The organism is Bacillus sp. FSL K6-0073, assembly GCF_038006085.1.
Classification (GTDB): Bacteria; Bacillota; Bacilli; order Bacillales; family Bacillaceae_G; genus Bacillus_A; species Bacillus_A cereus.
The window spans coordinates 1-23,911 of record NZ_JBBOUN010000004.1 but is presented as its reverse complement, the minus strand read 5'-3'; the positions used below and the strand labels follow the sequence as shown (position 1 = coordinate 23,911).

Genomic DNA, 23,911 nt, shown 5'->3' with positions numbered 1-23,911 from the left:
ATTAGCTTTATTCCATTAAATGGCCCAATTATGGAATAACATGATTGGCGTTTTTAAACAACTTTATTATCTCTGTACATTTATTTTTACGCTTTTTTATTTTAATAACAAATTTATTGCTATTCTAAATTTACCATATAAGATTTTACAGCTTGCAATAGGAATTCTTCCTGTCCCATACCAGTATCCGCTGCCATTTGCACTACTTTTTGCTTGAATTCATGATCTGCATGAAAAGTTAATGGCTCTACATTATTTTTAAAGTAAACTCTTTCTACATGTGGAAGGACCGTACCTGATTTCATATGAGAATGTAAGTTATTTAATCTCTTCTTGAAACTGTAATGGATCAACTTGTAATACGAAAGGTTTAATTTCTAATTTAATAAATATCAGGTGAAATACTCAATCGCATATTTGTGACACCTAGCTCTTTGTAAAATAAATTTATTAGATTATAAATAATGGAATTAAATAGCTGCGTTTTTTTTTATAAAAAACATAAATACCCTCGTTTGGTAATTACACCTTGTATATGGAAAGGTTCAAAGGAGTAATCATGTTCCTTATAAGTGGATAGAGGCAAAATTTCTTCGTCTTCTGTAAGAATCTTGCCGTCTGCTCCATTGATTTCTATTACTCTAGCGGTTTTCTCCAATTTTTTCGCGATTACTATAGGTATATTTAAAATAAGTCATATGTTCTCCGTAATTAAGTTCGGCTAAGTTTATTTCTATTTTCATAGCATCTAATATTATAAATAATATCATCATGATTTAGAATATCCAAAAATTCGACTCAAAAAAGTTTGCAATATACACCTAGATTGTAAATGGACTTAAGAAACTTTGTACTAGAATTACCTATTTACACAATGGCTGAGTGATTATGTATGAAATTGGCTGGTTTCTATTTTAAATACAAACTGTATTATAAAGATATAAATAAATAGATTAGGGAGTTACTAGTAATATGAAAGAGATAGAAATTATAAAATCAACAGAAAAAATAACCATTACATGGCAAAGCGCAACAATAAGTATCCCATTAAAAGATATAATTGAGGTTAATAAAAATAATACGTGCAAGAATACTAACAAAGCAGTGGAAATCGGTAATAAGTTCAAGCATTCAGAAACTATCTTTATTAGAACAAAAAAATTGGATTATATATTATTTACAACTAATAAATTAACGCTTCTAAATAAAATCGCATTCTAACTTATGATTAGTTAGAATGCAATTTTTTCTAAGTATTTTATAATAGTGCATGTTAAGGTTTCTGAAAATATTACATATTTATAGGAAACCTTTGCGAAGAACTAATGAATGTGATTATGAGAAAAGTAAAAATAAATAGAAGGTAAAACGGTTTTAATTATATAAAAAATACATAACTATAAATAACAACATTTAACTTATTTAATATTAAATTATAAAGGGACAATTTAAAATTCGTCTTCTAAAATTAAATTACCGGCATCATTATCTTTCGTCAATCGCTGATTTAGGTAATTTTCTTTCGTAGTACGATCATTTTTATGACCTACTGCAGCTGCAATAATATGAGGTGGTAATTTCTTGTAATCATATAAGTACTGCACATAAAAATGTCTAAAGAAGTGGGGAGTAATTCCAATATCCACTGTAAAGGATAACTGGGTATCCTTTATGATTTTAGAAATATATTGTGACAAATAATTCTCTCTATAAGGAGTATGGTTTTTAGTTTGAAATACTGCTCCACCATTTCTATTTCCAATGTCTATAGGTAATCTTCGCCGAATTCGAAATGCTACAATCCGATTAAAAATCTCCTTATTAATAGAAACAATCCGTTCACTATCACCCTTTGTATCAACCTTTAAATAGTATCGTCCTCGTATGGCATCATACTCAAGATCTTCCCACTTTGCATGTGCTACTTCTGCAACACGTAACCCTGTAGTAGCTAGAACTGACAATAAAGCGTAATTGATTTCATTATCCTTGTAGTAATGAAGTAACTGTTTTACTTCCTCATATGATAACTCACGTTTAGGTTTATGTTGTTTATTTACAGTTGTACTTAGTATTTCAACATGTAGAGGATCCTGAATATATTGGATTTCATATAGCCATTTCAAATATGAACGAATAACTCCAAGCTTTCTACTAATTGTAGATGGCTTGTATTTATCTTTTGACTGATAGGAGATTGCCTCTTGAGATAACCATTTTTGATAATTACGGATATGTCGTTTTCTAAGATTTCTCCATACTTGACCAAATTTATAATCCTTTACATCTTTCTGTAGAAATTCCTCACTTTGTTTAATAAAGAAATAAAACTGACTTAAATCACGTGCATATAGGATTCTTGATGCATCCTTGATTCGTTTTCCTTGGTCAAAATGTGTTTGTCGATTCAAGTAGTAGTACAGTATTTCTTCATCTGAAAATCCTTCATAAGTATATGAATCTTCTCTTTCGTTATTTTCCTTTTTTACTTCCGCTTCATTTATATAATCAGGGTTCCATAATGCAATTAGATTTGTGAAATTTTGTTTTTGTTTCTCTATGTTATTTAAAGAAGTCTCACTATGAACAATATCTAATTCAAATTTCAATGTTATTCAACTCCTTATAACTTCCTTTTATATTAAATATTATACCGTAAGCAATTATAAATTAAATTACATATTAAAATTAAATTTTATGAAGTAATAAGTATATAATAACTGTAGAAAATCTCCCATTTTCTATGGTTATTATTTAATTTTAAAAATAGTGTTTTTATTATATAGTTTAATATTTTATAAAATTAAATTTAAAAAGAAAGTTAAATTAGACATTACTCTAATTTACAATCTAATATATATAACGATATATGTTATAATTTATTTAAAATGTAAATACTATAAATTTTAATTTACATAATATTATTATGTAAATTACGAGGTGTGAGGAGGAATTAGAATGATTAGCGCATATGAAATGACTATGACTACAAATGAAGTAAAAGATTATTTAGATATAAGTCACTTTATTTTTAATAATTTAATGAAGCAAGGAAAGCTAACACCAATCAATAAGGATACGTGGCGTTTAGATGGTAGTTTTTTATTTAGTAGAGAAGAAGTAGAAAAAGTAAAAGAAGAACGTAAAATTGAGGGGATTACTTTATATCAAGCAAGTAAAGAGTATCATATTAGTATGAATCAGCTTGAAAAATGGATAGAAGAAGGAAAGTTAGTTTATTTTTTAATAGAACATCGTAATCGACAAACGAAATTTGTGAAGAAGGAGGATGTTCGTGAACTTGTTCAGCAAGTAGAACAAGCTAATCATATATATACATTTTCGCAGAAATATAATGTAGTATTATTTCAAAAGTTTGTAAAAGGCAATACATTGGCACGTGTTATTTCTATTCCAAAACGTGGTGATATTATAGTTCTTGATGAATTTGGAACTAATATGACACTTAGTGAGGCATTAAAAGCAGGATATGAGTCCGCTTATAAACTGTCGGATAAACCTAGAAGTCATCATCAAAGGTTTGTTAAGTTTCGTTTTCCTAAATCTGCGCAATTACGAAACAATATTTTTCACATAATCGATAATATATTACAGTACGTATCTCCAAGAAATATAAAGATTTTAGAAGAAGAAACATTTTGGTATTTTGAGATTCGTCAATCATTAATTACATTACCACCAGGAATTCAAATGGAATGGATTGAGGAGTTAACGCCTTATATAATAGAAGGGAAAATTGTTCCAAGAATGAATCATAGCGTATATTTGGATAGTAATACAGTAACGAAGTCTGTCATACTTACAAGTAAGGAATACAAATACTTGAAAGAAATTACAAATGAAACAAATAGCTCTATTGAAGAATTTATAGCCATTGCTATTAGAGACAAGATTAATGGGCACTTACTTAAGTGAAATCGAATTTTTTAATGAATTAAAGCTAAATCTAGGTATTTTCTCTTTTACTTTTATTAAAACTCTTTAGGTGAAATGGAATATAAATGCTAAGTTCCTATTACTAATAGTTGGGATATAAAAACTGAATATGTAGTTTTTATATATTTAATACTTCCTATAAAGTCTGTTATCAGACTTTCGGAAGTATAGAGAAAGAAAAAATTCAAAAATAGTTGTATGAATAATGTAGCGACAAATTATCTTTTTATGTATTATGTAAAAATATCTATTGTGTATGTGAAATAAATTTATATGTATGTTTTAATTATTAATGTTAAAAAATCACCCTATATTTTTTTGATATTATTTATATTTTTGTTTTAGTCCAAACTGCATTACGGCCTTTTGATATTAGTTTAATTAATTTTTCTTCTTGTAAACATGCAAAGGCTTTATTGATCGTGCTTGGTGAAACATCTGAAAATACCATCCGTATTGCTTCTTTTGTAAAAGGGATTTCTTGTTTTAATATATACTCTTTAATTTTAAAGCTTTTGTTCCCTTTCAGTTGGTAACTTGTAATATGTACGTCTAGTTCTTTATATGCTTCTAGAATAATATGTAATAGACATTTTAATATAAAGGATACATTGTGCTCTTGAAAATGCCAATTTGCTGAAGATTTATATAGGGCATCATAATAATCTCTCTCGTATTTTTTTATTATTTTATCTAGTGAAATATATTTCACTAGTGAATGTTTACTTTGTAATAGTAATAAAGATATAAGTAGACGTACCATTCTTCCATTTCCAGATTCAAAAGGAAAAATACATATAAAATTAAGTACAAAATTACAAATTAAAATTAGTGGATCAATATCTTTTTGATTTAATAAATAATTATATTCTTCACATAAATTTTTTACTGCTTCTGGGATTTCTTTAATCGTTAAAGGGCGATAGCAATAAAATGAGAAATTAAGTTGCTCATGTTCTTCAAGTAAGATGTCCTGTTTTCTCCACGTTCCACTATCCGAAGTAGCATATTTAAAAAGTTGAAAATGTATTTCTAAGATTGTACTTGGATCAATAGTAAGCCTTTCATAGTTATTATGAATGAGTGATAGCGCATCAACGTAACAAGATATTTCATCTTCAATCATTGTTTTTGGCGACAGATCATATGTAATTAATTCTTTTAACCTTTTATTTGTTATTTTTAAGTTTTTGTACATTGCGACAAAATCTTTGGTATGTTGAAGTTGAGTAGATATTTGCAACTTTTCTAATGTACTTGGAAATTCCTTCTCATAGACCTCCAATCCCCCTTGGTATTGCTTTATTTTTCCAATTAGACTTGCTACATCTAAATTTACCAATAAATTTGTGAATTTTTCGCCAAAAAACGACATATTTTTCCCCTCCTATAATATAAAACTATACAATACTTAACTGTATTTAAAGTGTTTTTTTGAATAATTTTCTAAAAAAAATTAAAAATATAGTTTTTTATGTGTGAAAATTACAATAATTAGGGTCTTTTTGCCTTATTTTGTGACAAGATTTAACATCAGATTAAATAGTTTCATGTTAAAAAGCAGAATTTTATATTGTGTAATTGCTTTTTATCAATAAGTGAGTCATTGCATATGGGGAAGGGGGAAGTCCTTACTAATGAAGACTATTGCTTTTTACTTACCACAATTTCATGAAATACCTGAAAACGATTTATGGTGGGGAAAGGGTTTTACAGAATGGACCAATGTAAAAAAAGCAAAACCACGTTTTCTGGGACACTATCAGCCTAGGGCTCCATTAAGGGATTATTATTACAATTTGTTAGATTTAGATGTACATAAGTGGCAAATAAATTTAGCAAAACAGTATGGTTTAGATGGTTTTTGCTATTATCACTATTGGTTCAAAGGGAAAATATTACTAGAAAAACCAATAGAATTGAGAAATCAATGTAAGGAAATTGATTTCCCATATTGCTTATGTTGGGCAAATGAATCTTGGACAAGATCTTGGGATGGGAAAGACCAAGTAGTATTAATGCGACAAGAATATGGGGATGAGTCTGATTGGAAAGAACACTTTAATTATCTATTGCCATTCTTTAAAAACAAAAACTATTTAAATATTAAAGATAAACCGATATTTGTAATTTACCGACCAGCTTCTATACCAAACCTAAATAAAATGTTGAGTCTATGGAATGAATGGGCTCAATCTGAAGGGTTTCTAGGGATACACTTTGTAGAAATGTTAACAATTTTTGAAGATAAATCAGACTTTCCTTTTGATGCTGCTATAGAGTTTGAACCTATGTACACTTTAAAAAAACTAATAGGTAATACAACTTCACTACATCAAGAAAAAAAAGATTTTCACTTAAGTTATGATTTTGTATGGAAAAGAATATTAAACCGTCAAATTAAAGAACGTGAAAACATATATAAAGGAGCTTTTGTAGATTGGGATAACTCTCCAAGAAAAAAGAAAGCGCTTTAATTATGAAGGGGTCTAATCCCGATAAGTTTAAGAAGTATCTTTTACAACATAGTAAGGACACTGATTTTTTATTTATTAATGCTTGGAATGAGTGGGCAGAAGGCACATACCTAGAACCAGATGAAAAGTATGGATATAAATACCTTGAAGCTTTAATGGAGATAAAGAAGAGTCACTTCTAATAAATTGTATCAGCAAGAAGAAGGGGGAAACATTATGACTGATATAAATACTATGATTTCCATTCGAAACATTAAGAAATCATATGGAGATTATACAGTTATTAAGAATTTAAGCATAGATATCCGTAAAGGTGAAATTATAGGATTACTAGGACCGAATGGAGCTGGAAAGACAACACTTATATCGATTTTATCTACTCTTACTCTGCCAGATGAAGGGTATGGTACAGTATGTAACTACGACTTGTATACTGAACGGAATAAGATTAAAAAAAATGTGAGTGTAGTACCTCAAGATTTAGCGCTATACCCGACTTTAACTGCATATGATAACTTATCTTTTTATGCCGATTTATATGGATTAAAGGGGAATAGGAAAAAAAGCCGCATAAAAGAAGCTTTGCAATTCGCACAGCTTGAGGATTGGGCACATAAGAGAATTGATACATTTTCAGGTGGTATGAAAAGAAGAATTAATTTAGTGATCGGTTTGTTAAATAAGCCAAAAGTTATTTTCTTAGACGAACCAACAGTGGGAATTGATCCACAATCAAGAAACCATATTTTTAATTGTATTCGCCATCTCGTAGAAGAACTAGGAATCACTGTCATATATACAACTCATCATATGGAAGAAGCTGAGATGTTATGTCATCGTGTAGCAATTTATGATAAGGGTGAAATATTAGATATTGATACCCCAAAAAATTTAATAACAAAGTATGGGGAAAATTATTTAGAGATTGCAATATCAAATATTCCGGAAGAATTTATACATAAAACAAAAATGATTGCTGATGTGAAGTCCTGCACTTTGGTAGATAAAAAAGTCATCATTCAATGCGTAGATAGTTTTAATGTTACAAGAGAAGTTCAAAAGTATAATTTAAAAATCGAATTATTTAATGTTAAAAATTCTAATTTAGAAAATGTATTTTTACATTTAACGGGCAAAAATTTAAGGTCTTAAATGAAAGGAGATGTTAAAAATGAAAGCTTGGTATATAGCTAAGAAAGATATACTTATTCTTTTAAAGGATATTCCTGGTCTAATCTATTTATTTATTACACCTATTATAGTTATTGCAGTTGCTAGTTTTGCATTATCAAATGTATTTGATAGTAAGACAGAAAAATTCAAGATTCCTATAGTAGTAAATGATAATGGAGAACTTTCTAAAAGGGTTATTGAGGAATTGAAAAAAATCCCTGCCCTTGAGATAGAAGAAACTTATGAACTAAATGGTAAAAAGAAAGCATATACAGAAGAACAAGTGAAAAAGGAAGTTCAAACTAAAAAAGCGGCAATCGTTATTCCTAAGGATTTCACACAAAATGTATATTCAGGGACAGAGGCCAAAGTCATCATCATAGAAGATGAAGTTGATCGCATTATTCCAAGTGTTGTTTCAAATGCTGTAACTCAAATTGTGTCAGAAATACAAAGAGATATGACTAAAGAGATTGTAAAACAAGCCTCTGCCCAAATGGAAGTAAATGTGAAAGTAGAGTTTAAAAAATTAGCATCAGATAATGAACATAAACCCACTCCATTTGAATCTAATGTACCAAGATATGCCGTTATGTTTGTACTTTTAGGTACTGCTGCAGCTGCAGGTGCATTAGTAGAAGAGAGAGAGAATGGAACGTTAAGAAAGATTCTTACTTTACCTATTAATACATTATCAATTATTTTTGGAAAGATGCTCTCATGCTTTATAACAGCTATTGTTCAATGTGCAGTCCTTTTTAGCGTAGGACATTTTGTATTTGGAATGTGGCTAGGGAAAAGTGTATTAGGAATTATATTGCTAGTGATATGTACTGCATTTGCAGCTTCAAGCCTGGCAATTTTATTAGCTTCTATATGTCAAACAAGATCACAAGCAAATGGTATTTCTATTTTAATCGTGTTAACTATGTCTGCTTTGGGTGGATCTTGGTGGCCACTTTATATAGAGCCTGAATGGATGCAAAACCTAGCGCATATTACCATTACAGCTTGGGCAATGGGAGGCTTTAACGATTTATTAGTATATAACAAAGAGTTCTCCTCTGTTCTTATTCCATCAGCTGCATTAATTGGTATGGGAATTTTATTTTTAACAATCTCCATACAAAAATTTCGACGTTCTTATGAAAAGTAGGTGAAATAAGTGTACTTAGTAAAAAATGAGGTGAATGTTCGTTTTGGGGAATGCGATCCTATGGGAATTGCTCACCACTCTCATTATTTTCATTGGTTTGAGCTGGGTAGGTTTCAAATGCTAGATATGACTGGTATAGACCAGTATTTAAAACAGGAAAAATTGTATTTTCCAATTATTGATATAAGATGTACCTACAAAAAATCAGCTCGTTTTCAAGACGACTTAATTGTAGAGACCTATCTTAAGAATGAAAGTAAAGTTTATATAGAATTTGTTTATAAATTATTCCGCAAGAGATGCCGAGTTTTGTTAGCGGAGGGATTTTCAAAACACGTTTTAACAAGGTCGAATGATCAATTAATCAGTAGATTACCAGAAGAAATTTTAGAAAAGCTTCAATTTGAAAATAGCGGGGGTGTCATATGATTACATTTATTTTTCCGGGACAAGGGTCTCAATCCGTAGGGATGTGTAAAGGGTATTTAGATAAATACCCAAACATATTTGTCCCATTATTTGAGGAAGCAAATGATACGCTGGGATTTGATTTAAAGCAACTATGTTTATATGGGCCAAGTGAAAAATTAATAGAAACCAGTGTTACACAACCAGCTATTCTTACGGTAAGCACAGGGATATCAAGAATTTTACATTTGCACGGTATAAGGGCATCTAAAGTAGCGGGGCATAGCTTGGGACAATTCTCCGCACTGGTAGAAGCAGGAACTTTACAATTCGCTGATGAGTAATGTAAAGCAAGAGGGGTGTATGTTAGGAATTGTGTCGAACACATATCAAACATTATTTGAAGTTGTAGAGGAATCTAAACAATATGAAATTGATATTGCTGCCTATAATTCCCCTACACAGGTTGTATTTTCTGGCGAGAGTAAGAGCATTCTTAAATTTCAAAAGGTACTAGATCAAAAAAATGGTATAAAAACTAAAATACTCTCAACTAGTCATGCATTTCACTCACGTTTAATGGGAGAAATGGTTCTTGAGTTTAAGGAGTATTTAAATTTATTTTTGTTAAAAAATGCTCAAATACCAATTGTTTTAAACTGTTCAGGAAAACCAACTACAGATAGAATCAATATTTTACAAGATATAGAAAGACAATGTGTAGATCCAGTTATGTGGCAAGACACTATCTACACTTTATTGAATGATGGTACGAAACACTTTATAGAAGTAGGTCCCGGAAATACTTTAACCAAGTTATGTCGCTCCTTTAAGCAGAACATATCTGTATCTTCTACAGAAACACCGATGTATTTAAAAAGAAGCCTTACTACAATAGAGAAAGAATTTAAGGGGGAACGGGTCTATGTTTAATGGAAACGAAGTGGCATTAGTTATCGGAGGATCACGAGGCATTGGTAAATCAATAACAATGGACCTAGCCAAACAGGGCTTAACTGTTTACTTTACGTTTCAAAGTAATCAAAAATCAGCAAATGAAATAGCAAATACTATAGGAGAAAAAGGTGGAAAAGCGTTTCCTATGCATGTAGATATTACAAATGAAGACTCTATTCATAAATTGTTTCAACACATACGCTCAAAGGAAAAAAGAATAGATATTTTAGTAAATAATGCAGGAGTTATAAATGATGGATTTGCTGCGATGATGAGTGAGGAAAAGTGGGATCATGTGGTGAATTTAAATTTAAAGGGAACATTCCTTTGTTGTAGGCAAGCATTAAGAATAATGATGAGACAGAAAAGGGGTTCTATTGTAAATATCACATCGACGAGTGGAATAATGGGTGCGAGAGGCCAATGTAATTATTCTGCTTCAAAGGGAGGGGTTATTTCTTTGACCAAAACCTTAGCATTAGAAGGCGGTGAATTCGGCATTCGAGTTAATGCCGTTGCACCTGGTTTTATACAAACCGATATGACAAAAGGCATGGACCAACAAACTTTAAAAAGGATGTTAGAACTAGTGCCACTTGGAAGAATTGGAGATCCTAAAGAGGTAGCTTATCTAACAACATTTTTATCTTCTAATTATGCAAGTTATATCACTGGGAAAATTTTCACAGTGGATGGCGGATTAGTTAATGGTTAAACATTAAATGACGAATTTTGAGTTGAACAAGGAAAAGGGGAAAACAGATGTTTACGTATGTAGAAACAAAAATAATTGCTGAAAAAAGAAAACAATTAACTACCAGAATTAAAGAAATTATTACTGAGCGATTAGATTTAGAAATAGAACCGCATTACATCACTGATGATCAGCCATTATTCGGAAGAGGTTTAGGAGTTGACTCTTTAGATGCATTAGAGTTATTTCTGGCGATTGAAGAGGAGTTTGGGGTTGCTGTATATGACGAGAATATGGCAGTACTTGGTTCTATTAATAAAATTGCTGATTTTATTGAAGAAAATAGGGAGGATGATGTGCAGTGAGACCGGTATTAAATGCAGATCAAATCCGAAATATCTTACCGCATAAATGGCCATTCCTTTTCTTAGACAAAGTGATCCAACTTGAGCCAGGAAAGAGTGGAATTGGTATTAAAAATGTAACTGTTAGTGAACCTTTTTTTGAAGGGCACTTTCCAAATGAATCAATTATGCCTGGAGTGTTAATCATTGAAGCTTTGGCACAGATGACGGCTGTTGTTTATGTTACAGGGGAACTAGCAAAAATAGATACACTTGGTGCATGTTCACCTAAAATAGATCCGAGTTCATATGTGGGTTATTTAGTTTCTGTACGTAATATGAAATTTTTAAAACCTGTAGTACCAGGAGACCAGCTAGAATTACATGTCCAAATTGGAAGATCTCTTGGATTAATCTCACAAGTGGAAATTACGGCTTATGTGGATAAAAAGAAAGTTGCTACTGGTAGTATCCAAGTTTCTAAAAGAGTTGAGGAAATATGATCCATGGTATGGATGTTCAAGTTCGTGAGTGTACAGAGGCAGATAGTGAGAAGTTAGCTCACTTTTATAATAAATATCAGTATGGTCCCATTAAATATGGGTATCCCTTAAATACGCAAGACATCAAGCAATTATTTCGAGAGCGGAAGATACAGTTATATTTAATTGCTGAATATGAAAATGAAATTATAGCTAGCTTATTATTTTCTAGTTTATCAGGTCAAAGAGCAGCAACTCCAGATGGAACCTGGGCAGGATTCTTTTTAATCCATCCAGAATTTCGTTCGGGAAATATACCAGATAAATTATTTGCCTATGCAATTAAAAATCTTATTCAACAAGATATTAAGTATATTGATACAGAAGTGAATCCGGAAGATAAAGTAGCCATGGCACTTTATAAAAGAGTAGGGTTATATCAAACAAGTAGGTCGTATATAGACTATGATGGCTACTTAAATTTAAGAAGCTATTTACCTTATGTTATTAATTATCTGTTAGATGCATTTAAACCAATTATTTCAAAAAGTGACCAAGATATATGGCTATCTAGGGGTTGGAAAACGGTTAGGGGATTGAAATCCCTACGTTCTATTCAGAGTAACGCCATAACAAGAAATGGAATTGAAGTTGTAAAGTATGCTATTAATCTTGGAGCAAAAGATGTGAATTGTTGGGTTGATATAAAAAGTGAAAAAATTACTGAGGTAGAAACAGAACAAGTAAGATTCACTAGTTATATTTTAGAAGGAAACAATTTAATTGTTGGAGAGAAGATTCATATCTGTTATGTATATGAAAATCATTTTTCAAATCCTATTGAAGCTAGTATTACATCCAAGATAGGGGACGATTACTTAATTGATTTAAAGAAAACTTTTTATCCAAATAAAAAGTACGAGTGGGAAGAAGTTATAACAGTTACTAAGGAAATTGAGGGAGAACTTGTTACTAAGTTAAAAGCAAAAGAACTAGAACTAACTGTTCATTTTGGAGTAACCATAGCAAAACCGTTAGAAATAAATGTTGCTAATTATCCTAAGTTAATTAATGGAAAAGAATCTGCATGTATCGTTAATATAAAAAATAATTCTTTAGATAGATTAATTTACAAACTAATTATTCAACAAGGAAACTCGAAAATACTAGATTTCAAACTGCTAGAAAAACACCAAATCTGTATCATAGAACCGGGTGAAATAAAGAATCATCCTATTTTATTGAATCCTAAAAAAATTGGTATCACTAATATGACACTTTCGGCTGTTAGTCATCAAAATAAAAATATTGGGGAATTAAAGACAATAATTCCGATTCATGCGTATGGGAAAAATCATGTTTATGAAACAAAAGAATACTTAATTCTAGAAAATATGTATATAACTGTACAAATAAGTAAAAGTACTGGTTGTTTATATATATATGACCTTAGAAAGCAGCAATTATTGGCAAAAGAAGCATGGCCAGATCTAGATTATCCATTTTTAAATGCAGTAAAAGAACCGAAAGTAAATGAGCTGTCATGGGAAATAAAATCTGATTCATGTTTTGAAATTATTCATGAGGCCACAAAATTAAAGAGAAGCATTTGTTTTTTGTCAGATAAGATAGTTCAAATAAATGATTTCGCACAGGAAGGAAAATATATAAAGATATATCCTTGGTGCATGTTATATGATGCGAAGATGACGGTACCATTAAAGAGTGGGTTAGTTTCTAAACCTATGGTATATGGTGAGTATCCATATGCACTACATGACTATGAATTTGTAAATCAATTCGATCTACCTAGTCATCCAAACATGTATGAGCGAAATTATACATTGTTTGAATCACAAAATATTAATATTGGATTTATATGGAAAGGAAATATAGAGCGTATCCTATTTGGATTAAGGTGGATGCCAACGGTAATATTTAAACAGAGTGAAAAAGAAAAATGTATAACAAAAACTCACTATTATACTTTATGTTCTCATGATAGCAAAGATGAAGTGGAAGAAATCTATAACGATATTACTAATCATACATCCAAATTTATATCTAATAAGATTCCGTACTCAATTGAGACTGACCAATTTCATATTATAAATGAAAACGGGGAATTTCATATTCACGGAAGTCTAAAAAACTTATTTTCTTCCATATTAAAGGGGAAATTAACATTATTTTTCCCTCAGACATCTTACGAACAACAATTGTTTATACAAGACATAGAATCTATAAGCAATTTTAATTTTGAATTTAGTGGAAAGGTTAATTGGTCAAAAGCACATTATGCCGTACTCACGTATCAAGATGAATTAAATAGAAATGCGATAACTAAAAAAATATATCTTTTCCTTAAAGGAAGAAATAAATTAACATATAGCGAAAAAAAACAAGAATATCTAGTTCAAAATAATGTACTAAATTTAAAGATTAAAGTAAACCAAAGTAGTAAAATAACAGAATTTATGTATAAAGATAAAGAGATTTTAAAAGAAAACTCAGTATTAAGTTCTTATAATTTTTTACCCGGTGTAATGATACCAACAGCTAATTCTTATACTCCAGATTGTAGGAAAGATTTGAGCATTAATTCAATATATCTCAATAAAAGTAATCAATCAGTAGTAGCGACGGAAAATACATATAAGGAATTTATTAATCGGATTTTCTGTCAATCTGATGAGTGGAAAGTTGAATATACAACTGTATATGATCTACCTGTCTTACAAATACAATTGAAAAGTCTACAGAAAGATAAAATGAAAACTAGTGTCTTTCACTTATTCTGGGAGAAAAAAGGAAAAACAAAAATTAAAAAGATGTATTATTGGCAGAATGGAGAGCAAAACACGTTAATACCAAATGGCAAACAAAGAAAGATTTATTTAGATAATAAGGTAATTCTCGAATTATCTAATGGGTTATTTGTATCTATTTTAGCATTATCACATAGTACAAAATGTTTTATATACGAATGGCCCAAAAAAGGGATACAAATCGGAATATATGGTAATCAGAATGAATTTAATGATGGAGATATTCGCTTTAATATTGCAGTTGGAGAAACTTTACTTGATAGTGAATACTTTTCGCAAATTTTAGTAGAGGGGAATAAGACATGAAAGTATTGTTTATTGCACCTAGTCATTTTAGCATTGGTGAGTTGCATAATGCCTTATGTCTAGCTAAACAAATTCAAAAAGATGGGGAAGTTTATTTTTTAACAAGCGAAAAATTCGCATGGTATGCCAATAAAACTGTAGCCAATGTTACATCACTAACAAAGGGGCTAAGACAAAAAGAGGTTATAAAACAAATCACTAATTCATTTCAACCTGATGCTATTGTTTTAGCTGATTACCATAATTTATTTTTAGAGTCTCCAATTATTGATCTTGATTATCTATTAAACCTACACATACCTTGTTTCTCTATTGATTCTTTGGCTTGGGGTAGTGAGGATAGATTATTAGAAAATAAACTTTTTAAAAACGCAAACTACAATAGCTTAAAGAAAAGGTCATTGATAAAACTACCTAAAATTCCGGCTCAATTTAAGTTAATTAGAACGTGCCCAGTAAATAGTTATAAAGAAGATAATGAGAAGATTATTTCCGTCAAGTTGTATAAAGAGGCTTTACAAGTAGATGAAGAAAGAAAAATGAAAATACGAGCACAACTTGGTTGTAGAGAGCAAGATAAATTGATTATGATTGCAAAATCATCATGGGCCAACTTATTAGTAAAAATGAGGCTCATGGAGAAGAAACAGTACAATGATGCAAGGTTTAGCTATGAATATATATTACAAGAACTATTAAGTCTATATCTTCAGGACTTTCCGAGCGATACATGTATTAAATTAATTGGGGTTTCAGATGAGACTAAATTTGTTTCTATGAAAAATGGAGGGAAAATAGAATTTGTTTCACTACCATTTCTTCATTTGGAAGAATACGAGCAACTATTATTATCGTGTGATTTATTTATCACTGATAATATAACATCTTGTTCAATGGGAAAAGCAGTATTTGGAAAAATACCTGTGATTAGCCTTGTAAATCATATGGGATATGAAGAATTAAAAGCTCAAGGATACAGCCTTAATCCTACATTAAAAAGCATTATAGAAAAATGGAATTATATAATGCCTAATGGACTTTATCCATTTCTTGTATTCCCAAATGGTTGGCATAAAGAACTAGCTCCATTGATGGAGAAAAATGATTATTTTAATTGTGTGCATACTTGTGAAATTTTTGATTTAAGGAACACCAGTAAAACAATATTCAATATGTTATATAGCAAAACTGAGATTGATAAATTAAAGAAAATGCAACAACTATATATAGATAATGTCTGTAATTTACCGACAATAATTGATGTGATAAAGAGAGAATTGGGGGCACTTAATCATGAGTAATCAAATTAATATACAAAAAGAAAAAAATGAATCATATGATGCAGTACGTAGCGGAATAGGTGTAATAGATTTATCGGAAACAGGAAGAATTGTTGTAAAAGGGGAGGACCATGTAGAGTTCCTAGATCGTTTAGTTACGAAAGATATTATGTTTATGGAAGAAGAAACTACACTCTTTACCTTATTGTTACAAGAAGATGGGACTGTAATCGATATAATTAATCTATTTAAAAATGAGGATTCTATTACAGTTATTACTACACCGCATAAAAAGGACACTGTACTAGCTTGGTTAGAAAATCAAAAGACGAATGGCATTGAGATTATAGATATAAGTCAAACACATTCTCTCCTTGGATTTGAAGGCCCTTATGCATGGAGATTAGCTCAACAATTTTTAGATTTCGAAATATCATCACTACCATTTCAATCATTTGTGTTAAATCAACTATTTGGAAAGGAAATTCTATTGGCAAGAACAGGTGTAACAGCAGAGTATGGTTATCAATTATTGTTTGAAAAATACTTAGAACCAATAGTCGTTGAAACCATAAATTCTTTTAAAGATGACGATATTAACTTAAAAAAAGTGGATTGGGAAACATTAGAGACGTTAATGTTAGAAATTCGACATCCATATTTTGAATTTAAACATTTAGAAGAACTAAATATTTTCGAAGCTAGTTTAGAATGGTTTATTGATTTTTATAAAGATGAATTTTATGGAAGAGAATCCTTAGAACAGCAATCGGAAGCTGGAGTTAATAAAAGAATTGTGGGATTCACGACAGGAATAGAGAGTCAAATTACAGTTAATGATGAGATTTTTATAGAAGAACAATTAATTGGTAAAGTTATTGAACTTAAAGAAAGTCCTGTATTAAACATGCGACTCGGGGTTGCTTTATTAGAGGAACCATTTGCTGTTTCAGGAATTGGATTTTATGTGAAAAATAAAGAAAATGCTTTGTATGAGGCACATACTCAGTCCTCACCATATATTCTACCTAAATCATGGTCAATCAAAATACTGTAAAGGTGATGGCATATGAACATGAATAATCAACGAGTCGTCGTAACTGGCATGGGAATTATTTGTTCAAACGGAAATAGTGTAAAAGAATTTTGGGATAATATTAAATCTGGGAAATCTGGTATTAAAGTAATCCAAAATATCGATATGGCTGAAATGGTAACAGATTATGGTGGAGAGATTGAAAACCTTCAGGTAGATGATTACTTCTTTAAGGATGAAATAAAGGATATGGATCGCTGTGGAAAATTAGGTGTCATGGCGGCAAGAGAAGCGGTAGAAAACGCAAAATTAAAAATAGAAAACTTTAATCCATACCGAATTGGAATATCATTAGGCACATCTTTAGGAGGCATGTTGAGCGGGGAAGAATTTCATAATCAGTGGATTAAAGATGGAATTGAAAAAGCAGATGAAACGTTACTTTTTAAGTATCCAATCCATACTCCCTGTGACAATATTACGCGAGACTTAAAAATAAAAGGGCCAAAAATGATTATTTCGAATGCATGTGCCGCTGGTACAAATTCAATTGGATTTGCACTGGATACAATTCGAAATAACAAAGCAGATATCATGATAACCGGTGGTGTAGATCCCTTATCTAAATTGTCAATGAGTGGTTTTAATAGTTTACAAGCACTTGCACCAACGCCACCATCGCCTTATAGCAAGAGTAATGGCGTGGTAATCGGAGAAGGTGCAGCCATTCTTGTTTTGGAATCATTAGATCATGCGGTTGAAAGAGGTGCAAATATCCTTGCTGAAGTAGTGGATTATGATTTATCTTCAGATGCATATCATCAGACGGCCCCAGATCCGGGCGGGGAAGGTGCTTTGAGATCCATGCGAGGTGCTTTAAAGAAAGCCAATATAGATGCTAAGGAAGTAAGCTATATCAATGGACATGGTACAGGTACACCAGCAAATGATGTATCAGAACCAAAAGCAATTCGCACTTTAATTACTGAAAATAAGACACCAGTTTCTTCAACTAAATCAATGATAGGACATATGTTAGGAGCCGCAGGGGCCGCGGAAGCAGTAACAAGTATTCTTGCTATTCAACATGGATATTTACCCCCAACTATAAACTTTGAAGTTGAAAGTCAAAAGTTTAATCTAGATTTTGTACCTAACGTAGGTAGGGTAAGTGATTTGAGTTATGTACTATCAAATTCATTTGCTTTCGGTGGGAACAATGCAAGTATTCTATTCTGTAAGTACAATGAGAACCACGAGTTATCAGCGAAAAAGGAAACGCTAATTAAAGAAAAAAAAGTCGTAATTACTGGTGTAGGGGGACTTGCTGGGAATTCTTCAAACCTTAAGGAAATTAAAGATTGTATGTTTAAGGGAAAGAGTGGTACCTCAAAGATTAAACAGTGGAATGACAATCCTAAGTGCATACAAGCCGGGAAAATACCAGAACAAAACTATCGAAGGCTAATACATCCTAGTTTATTAAGGAAGATGGACTCAATTAGCAAACATGCAGTATTGTCGGTGAAAATGGCTATAGAAAACGGGAACTTAAAGATAGATAAAAATAATAGGGACAAGATAGGAATTATTTTTGCAACTGGTACAGGACCAGTTGGAACGGTAGAATCATTTAACCGGATTATTATCCAGGAGGGTGTTAAGGCCGCCAATGCTAAATTATTTCCAAACACAGTTATGAACGCAGCAGCTGGACATATTTCATTAAACTTCAAAATAAAAGGGCCTACTTCAACTATTTCATGTGGCGGTGTTTCTGGTATTAGTGCACTATACTATGCCTATGCCATGATTCAATCTAGTGATTATGACACATTCATTGTGGTAACGGCAGATGAAGTAAATGATCCAATAATAGAGGGACACTCAAAAATAAAAAGATACTTAACAACTGAGAATATAAGTCCTTTTGATTGTAAAAATAGCGGTACCATACTTGGTGAAGGGAGCGTTGCCTTTATTGTAGAAAGTGAGGAGGCAGCGTTAAAAAGAAATGGTAATATTTTAGCTGAAATTAAAGGTTTTGGATTAACATCTGATGATAGTAAAATAGGGGACTTAAATCATCTAGGAAAGGCATGGGAGGAATCTATGCGTTTAGCAATGAAAGAGGCGATGATTTCTCCAGGAGAGATAGAATATATTTGTGCAGCCGCCAATGGTCATACATATTTTGACCGTATTGAAGAGAGAGTTATAGAACGTATATTCGAAAAAGGAGCTCCTGTTAGTGCCATAAAATCTATCTTTGGAGAAACTCATGCAACTGCAGGCCTTCTTTCTCTTATTAGTGTAATATGTGCCTTTGATGGTGAAATACCAGCTACGCAAAATGTAAAGAGTCATAGAGGAAGAATCGATCTCGTCACAGGAAATGCTCGTAAGGCTCCGGTGAGCAATGCCTTAATTAGTACATATTCTTATGGTGGTAATTATAATTCTGTTGTAATAGGAAAATATCTAAATTAATTATTTATGTAGGAGGCCACTTTTATCAAGTAAGTATTGGTCTCCTGCATAATAAGCTATATAGTTTTTAAACCTTAAGCTCTTAATTGAGCATATCAGAAAAACTATGAAGGAGCACAATGCCATGAAAGGTATCATTCTTGCAGGTGGGAGCGGTACTAGATTGTACCCCCTTACCCAAATTGTATCAAAGCAATTATTACCTATCTATGATAAACCCATGATTTATTATCCTTTATCAGTACTAATGTTGGCGGGTATAAGAGAGATACTAATTATTTCAACGCCACAAGATATTAGTAAATTTGAGCAAATGTTAGGGGATGGTTCAAAATATGGAATTACTCTTTCATATACTGTTCAGCTTTATCCAGAAGGTATAGCACAAGCATTTATTATAGGTGAGGAATTTATTGGACATGACAATGTAGCTTTAATTCTTGGCGATAATATCTTTTATGGTCATGGACTAACAGAATTACTAGAAAAGGCTGTTAAGAAGACTAGGGGAGCTACAGTTTTTGGTTATTATGTCAATGATCCAGAGCGCTTTGGGGTAGTAGAGTTTGATTCTAAAAAGCATGTGATTGATATCATGGAAAAGCCAAAGGAACCAAAATCAAACTATGCAGTAACTGGCCTGTATTTTTATGATAAACGTGTGATAGAAATAGCAAAAAATATTAAACCATCTAATCGTGGGGAATTAGAGATAACAGATATCAACAAAGAATATCTTGAAATGGGAGAATTAGAAGTTGAATTATTGGGAAGAGGCTATGCATGGCTGGATACAGGTACACACGAATCATTATTAGAAGCAGCACAATTTATAGAAACAATTGAGAAAAGACAGAGTTTAAAAGTAGCTTGTTTAGAAGAAATTGCATTTAAAAAGAAATATATAACCAAGCAACAACTATTAAAAATGGCAAATTCGGTAAAGGAAAATCAATACAGCCGATATTTACTAAGAGTTGCCCATCAATAGCATTTAAATGAATGGAGAGAGAAGAATGCGTAAAATTCATACAGCATTAGATGGTGTTTTTATTATAGAGCTTGATAAATGCAGTGACAAACGTGGTTACTTCATAGAAACATATAACAAGAAAAAATTTGAACTTTTAGATTTACAGGGAGACTTTGTACAAGATAATCAATCATTATCTGTTCACACAGGCACGATACGTGGGCTGCACTATCAGTTGAATCCTAAAGCCCAAATGAAGGTAGTGAGCTGCACTTCTGGTTCTATTTACGATGTAGTGGTAGATATCCGAAAAGGCTCTCCAACGTATGGGCAATGGTTCGGAACAATTTTAAGTGAGTATAATAACCGTCTACTTACCGTTCCTAAAGGGTTTGCACATGGTTTTTGTACTACAGAACCTAATACTATTGTCCAGTATAAAGTAGATGAGTATTATTCACCTAACCATGAAGGCGGAATTCTATGGAATGATGAAACGATAGGGATTTTTTGGCCAACTAATCAACCAATTTTATCAGAAAAAGATAGAAAACTACCTAGTTTAAAAGATACTAATATCAACTTTGTTTATGGAGATGATTTTAATTGAAATTATTAATAACGGGTGGGGCAGGATTTATTGGTAGTAATTTTATTCGGTATATGTTAAAGAAATATCCTCAATACCAAATTGTAAATGTAGATTTATTAACATATGCAGGGAATTTATCTAATTTAAAGGAAATATCACTAAATCAAAATTATAAATTCATCAAAGGGGATATTTCAAATGAAATATTCATAGATAAGCTATTTAAAAAAGAGAAATTTGATTATGTATTAAATTTCGCAGCAGAATCTCACGTTGATAGAAGTATTAAAACTCCCCATATCTTTGTTCAAACTAACATATTAGGTACACAAGCCTTATTACACTCAGCATATAAAACAAAAGTGAAAAAGTTTGTACAAATTTCTACAGATGAAGTATATGGGACATTATCTCAAACGGGGGCGTTTACAGAGCATACAATAATAGCTCCTAATAGTCCTTATAGTGCAAGTAAAGCTAGTGCAGACTTAATGGTACGAGCGTATCACGAGACATTCGGTTTACCTATGAATATAACTCGTTGTTCCAATAATTATGGTCCCTATCAGTACACGGAAAAATTAATACCATTAACAATAACTCATGCGTTAAATAATAAAAATATTCCTCTATACGGTGATGGATTACATATAAGAGATTGGCTTCATGTAGAGGATCACTGTGTAGCTATTGATTTAGTTCTGCATGGTGGAGCAGATGGGCACATTTATAATATCGGAGGAGATAATGAATATACAAATCTAGATATTGTACAAAAAGTACTCAAATTCCTAAATAAAGATCAATCGCAAATTACATTTATCTCAGATCGCTTAGGACATGATAGACGTTACGCCATGGATGCTACTAAGTTGAAAGAAGAATTAGGTTGGAAACCACAATATCTATTTGATGATGGACTCAATCAAACAATTAAGTGGTATATAGATAACCGTACGTGGTGGGAATGAATTTTATTAGGTAAAAATTACATAAGTTAAACGAGGAATTTTAAAATGAAGATACTGATAACAGGAGTAGATGGGCAACTAGGACAAACTTTAATACAAGTACTCAGCAGAACACAGCATAAGCTATATGGTGTGAATCGAACCACGTTAGATATTACAAATAAAATAAGAGTTAGCTCTTATCTTGATAGGCTAAAGCCAGATGTAATTGTACACTGTGCAGCATTTACAAATGTAGATGGGGCAGAGAAAAATAAAGGACTGGCATATGAAGTAAATGTATTAGGTACCAAGTATATTGCTCAAGCTGCAGGAAGAATAAAATGTAAATTTGTATATATTAGTACGGATTATGTGTTTGATGGCGAAAAGCATACACCATACAATCTTGTGGATCGTCCTAATCCATTAAATATATATGGAGAAACAAAATTGGCTGGAGAACATTTAGTAACAAAATACACGAATAATCATTTTATTATTAGAACTTCGTGGATATTTGGAAAGGGAGACGGTCACTTTATCGCTAAGATAAGAAAAGTAGCAAATCTATACGGTGAAGTCCGCGTGGTATCTGACCAGTTTGGTTCACCTACCTATGCACTAGATTTAGCAAATTTTATTGAAGAAATAATAGAGACGAATCATTACGGATTATATCATGTGACAAACGAAGGAATATGTTCATGGTATGAGTTTGCAGTTGAATTTTTTAAAGACTTTAATAGAGACATCAATATCATTCCTTTAACAACGGAAGAATTCCCGCAAACAGCCAATAGACCTAAATATTCAGTGTTAAGCAAAGATTGCATTATTCTGAATGGATTAAAACCATTAAGACATTGGAAAGAAGCATTAAAAGCTTATAAGGAGTAATTAAATAGTGGATAATTATCATATTTGTATAGTGTTAGCGAATAAACTTCACTTCATTATGGACAGACTTGTCCCGTAAAATAAGTTTGCCTTTTTTAATAATATACATCGCTTCTATTCCTGAAAGAATGGATTTAGCTGTACGAAAAGAGTTCAATCCTAGCATTGAACGAACTCTCTTTTTAATAAAACGATGATCTTGCTCTACAATGTTATTAAGGTACTTTACCTGCCTTATTTGGATGCCTACAGGCATCTTTTTCTCTGTTTTCAACTCTTTAATCGCTATAGGATAGGCCGGGTTTTTGTCCACTGTAATCACACGGGGCTTTGAAACATGAAAAGTGGAGGTTTTATGTTTTATGAGGTTAAATGCTTTTCAATTAAAGACTTTCGCGATGATCCTTATGTTTATTGATCACGTGTATACTTAAATTCCAGGTATGCCAATGTGGATGCGTCATCCAGGACGTATTGTAGCACCAATTTTCTTCTATTTTGTTGTGGAAGGATTCTTTTATACACGAAGCCGTACAAAGTATGCTACGCGTGTGTTTATATGGGCAGCGATTATGTTTGCAGGTTCAGCACTCATTCAGTACATGTTCCCAAGCGAAGGTGTACTCCACAATAATGTTTTCTTGTCGCTTGGGTTTGGAATAGTTTTATTATGTGCGATTGATTATACAAAGCATAAAAAAATTATCTATAAGGAATTCCAGCTATAATTATTGTGGCTACATTAGGAATGCTTACAGAAGCAAGTTATATAGGCGTCATCATGACATTAATCTTCTATTTGTTTGAATGATTTCAACATTTTTATTATTTTTAAATGATTAAAATTTATTCATTAGTTTGGTATGTTTTTTCAAGACAAGTTAAACCAATTAAAATTTTTCATTATT

18 protein-coding genes and 5 pseudogenes are annotated in these 23,911 nt (G+C 31.5%); 19 read left to right on the top strand and 4 right to left on the bottom strand.

Features of this window, described 5'->3' with window-relative positions; translation table 11 throughout:
• Window positions 1–119: 119 nt before the first annotated feature.
• Window positions 120–652, bottom strand: a pseudogene (locus MHB52_RS34265) (helix-turn-helix domain-containing protein); the annotation flags it as partial.
• Between the two features lie 320 nt (window positions 653–972).
• On the opposite strand from MHB52_RS34265, the gene MHB52_RS34260 reads away from it, so the two are divergent.
• The gene (locus MHB52_RS34260) at window positions 973–1,221 is read left to right on the top strand and encodes a SunI/YnzG family protein (RefSeq protein ID WP_061663217.1); all 249 of its coding nucleotides are present in this window, start codon (window positions 973–975) and stop codon (window positions 1,219–1,221) included.
• Window positions 1,222–1,448: 227 nt separating this feature from the next.
• Here the strand turns inward: MHB52_RS34260 and MHB52_RS34255 are convergent, their stop codons facing one another.
• On the bottom strand, window positions 1,449–2,609 hold the full coding sequence (locus tag MHB52_RS34255) for a tyrosine-type recombinase/integrase (protein WP_061663218.1): 1,161 nt from the start codon (window positions 2,607–2,609) through the stop codon (window positions 1,449–1,451).
• Between the two features lie 349 nt (window positions 2,610–2,958).
• Between MHB52_RS34255 and MHB52_RS34250 the strand changes: the two genes are divergently transcribed.
• On the top strand, window positions 2,959–3,936 hold the full coding sequence (locus MHB52_RS34250; RefSeq protein ID WP_061664734.1) for a hypothetical protein: 978 nt from the start codon (window positions 2,959–2,961) through the stop codon (window positions 3,934–3,936).
• Window positions 3,937–4,285: 349 nt separating this feature from the next.
• On the opposite strand, the gene MHB52_RS34245 is transcribed toward MHB52_RS34250, so the two are convergent.
• On the bottom strand, window positions 4,286–5,332 hold the full coding sequence (locus MHB52_RS34245) for a Fic family protein (protein WP_061664736.1): 1,047 nt from the start codon (window positions 5,330–5,332) through the stop codon (window positions 4,286–4,288).
• Window positions 5,333–5,594: 262 nt separating this feature from the next.
• Between MHB52_RS34245 and MHB52_RS34240 the strand changes: the two are divergent.
• The 16 genes and pseudogenes from MHB52_RS34240 (at window position 5,595) to rfbD (ending at window position 23,003) form a co-directional block, all read left to right on the top strand.
• Window positions 5,595–6,616 (top strand): annotated as a pseudogene (locus MHB52_RS34240) (glycosyltransferase WbsX family protein).
• 34 nt (window positions 6,617–6,650) lie between these two features.
• Window positions 6,651–7,586 (top strand): ABC transporter ATP-binding protein, encoded by a 936-nt coding sequence (locus tag MHB52_RS34235; RefSeq protein WP_061664738.1) that lies wholly within the window; start codon window positions 6,651–6,653, stop codon window positions 7,584–7,586.
• A 19-nt stretch (window positions 7,587–7,605) separates the two neighbouring features.
• Window positions 7,606–8,763: an ABC transporter permease gene (locus tag MHB52_RS34230; RefSeq protein WP_061664740.1), complete on the top strand. Its 1,158-nt coding sequence runs from the start codon at window positions 7,606–7,608 to the stop codon at window positions 8,761–8,763.
• A gap of 9 nt (window positions 8,764–8,772) precedes the next feature.
• Entirely contained in the window at window positions 8,773–9,192 is a 420-nt protein-coding gene (locus tag MHB52_RS34225) for an acyl-CoA thioesterase (protein ID WP_061664742.1), read from the top strand.
• Window positions 9,189–10,104, top strand: a pseudogene (locus tag MHB52_RS34220) (ACP S-malonyltransferase). Before MHB52_RS34225 ends, MHB52_RS34220 begins: the two are co-directional and overlap by 4 nt.
• Window positions 10,097–10,843 (top strand): 3-oxoacyl-ACP reductase FabG, encoded by a 747-nt coding sequence (gene fabG, locus MHB52_RS34215; RefSeq protein ID WP_061664744.1) that lies wholly within the window; start codon window positions 10,097–10,099, stop codon window positions 10,841–10,843. The pseudogene MHB52_RS34220 and the gene fabG overlap by 8 nt, the downstream one beginning before the upstream one ends.
• 47 nt (window positions 10,844–10,890) lie before the next feature.
• Window positions 10,891–11,187, top strand: a complete 297-nt coding sequence (locus MHB52_RS34210; protein ID WP_016083388.1) for an acyl carrier protein — start codon at window positions 10,891–10,893, stop codon at window positions 11,185–11,187.
• Window positions 11,184–11,669, top strand: coding sequence for a 3-hydroxyacyl-ACP dehydratase FabZ (fabZ, locus tag MHB52_RS34205; RefSeq protein WP_061664746.1), 486 nt, complete (start codon window positions 11,184–11,186; stop codon window positions 11,667–11,669). Before MHB52_RS34210 ends, fabZ begins: the two co-directional genes overlap by 4 nt.
• Window positions 11,666–14,782: a GNAT family N-acetyltransferase gene (locus tag MHB52_RS34200; protein WP_061664748.1), complete on the top strand. Its 3,117-nt coding sequence runs from the start codon at window positions 11,666–11,668 to the stop codon at window positions 14,780–14,782. The genes fabZ and MHB52_RS34200 overlap by 4 nt, the downstream gene beginning before the upstream one ends.
• Window positions 14,779–16,083, top strand: a complete 1,305-nt coding sequence (locus MHB52_RS34195) for a DUF6365 family protein (RefSeq protein ID WP_061664749.1) — start codon at window positions 14,779–14,781, stop codon at window positions 16,081–16,083. The genes MHB52_RS34200 and MHB52_RS34195 overlap by 4 nt, the downstream gene beginning before the upstream one ends.
• Complete coding sequence (locus MHB52_RS34190) at window positions 16,076–17,119, top strand: aminomethyltransferase family protein (RefSeq protein ID WP_061664751.1); 1,044 nt, start codon at window positions 16,076–16,078, stop codon at window positions 17,117–17,119. The genes MHB52_RS34195 and MHB52_RS34190 overlap by 8 nt, the downstream gene beginning before the upstream one ends.
• 12 nt (window positions 17,120–17,131) lie before the next feature.
• Entirely contained in the window at window positions 17,132–19,588 is a 2,457-nt protein-coding gene (locus MHB52_RS34185; RefSeq protein ID WP_061664753.1) for a beta-ketoacyl-[acyl-carrier-protein] synthase family protein, read from the top strand.
• 124 nt (window positions 19,589–19,712) lie between these two features.
• Complete coding sequence (gene rfbA, locus MHB52_RS34180) at window positions 19,713–20,579, top strand: glucose-1-phosphate thymidylyltransferase RfbA (protein ID WP_061664755.1); 867 nt, start codon at window positions 19,713–19,715, stop codon at window positions 20,577–20,579.
• A 25-nt stretch (window positions 20,580–20,604) separates the two neighbouring features.
• On the top strand, window positions 20,605–21,171 hold the full coding sequence (gene rfbC / locus MHB52_RS34175; RefSeq protein ID WP_061664757.1) for a dTDP-4-dehydrorhamnose 3,5-epimerase: 567 nt from the start codon (window positions 20,605–20,607) through the stop codon (window positions 21,169–21,171).
• Window positions 21,168–22,124 (top strand): dTDP-glucose 4,6-dehydratase, encoded by a 957-nt coding sequence (rfbB, locus tag MHB52_RS34170; protein ID WP_061664759.1) that lies wholly within the window; start codon window positions 21,168–21,170, stop codon window positions 22,122–22,124. Before rfbC ends, rfbB begins: the two co-directional genes overlap by 4 nt.
• Window positions 22,125–22,169: 45 nt before the next feature.
• Window positions 22,170–23,003: a dTDP-4-dehydrorhamnose reductase gene (rfbD, locus tag MHB52_RS34165; protein ID WP_061664761.1), complete on the top strand. Its 834-nt coding sequence runs from the start codon at window positions 22,170–22,172 to the stop codon at window positions 23,001–23,003.
• Window positions 23,004–23,037: 34 nt separating this feature from the next.
• On the opposite strand, the pseudogene MHB52_RS34160 reads toward rfbD, so the two are convergent.
• Window positions 23,038–23,349, bottom strand: a pseudogene (locus MHB52_RS34160) (DDE-type integrase/transposase/recombinase); the annotation flags it as partial.
• Between the two features lie 16 nt (window positions 23,350–23,365).
• Between MHB52_RS34160 and MHB52_RS34155 the strand changes: the two are divergent.
• Window positions 23,366–23,808: pseudogene (locus MHB52_RS34155) on the top strand (TraX family protein); the annotation flags it as partial.
• Window positions 23,809–23,911 lie beyond the last annotated feature (103 nt).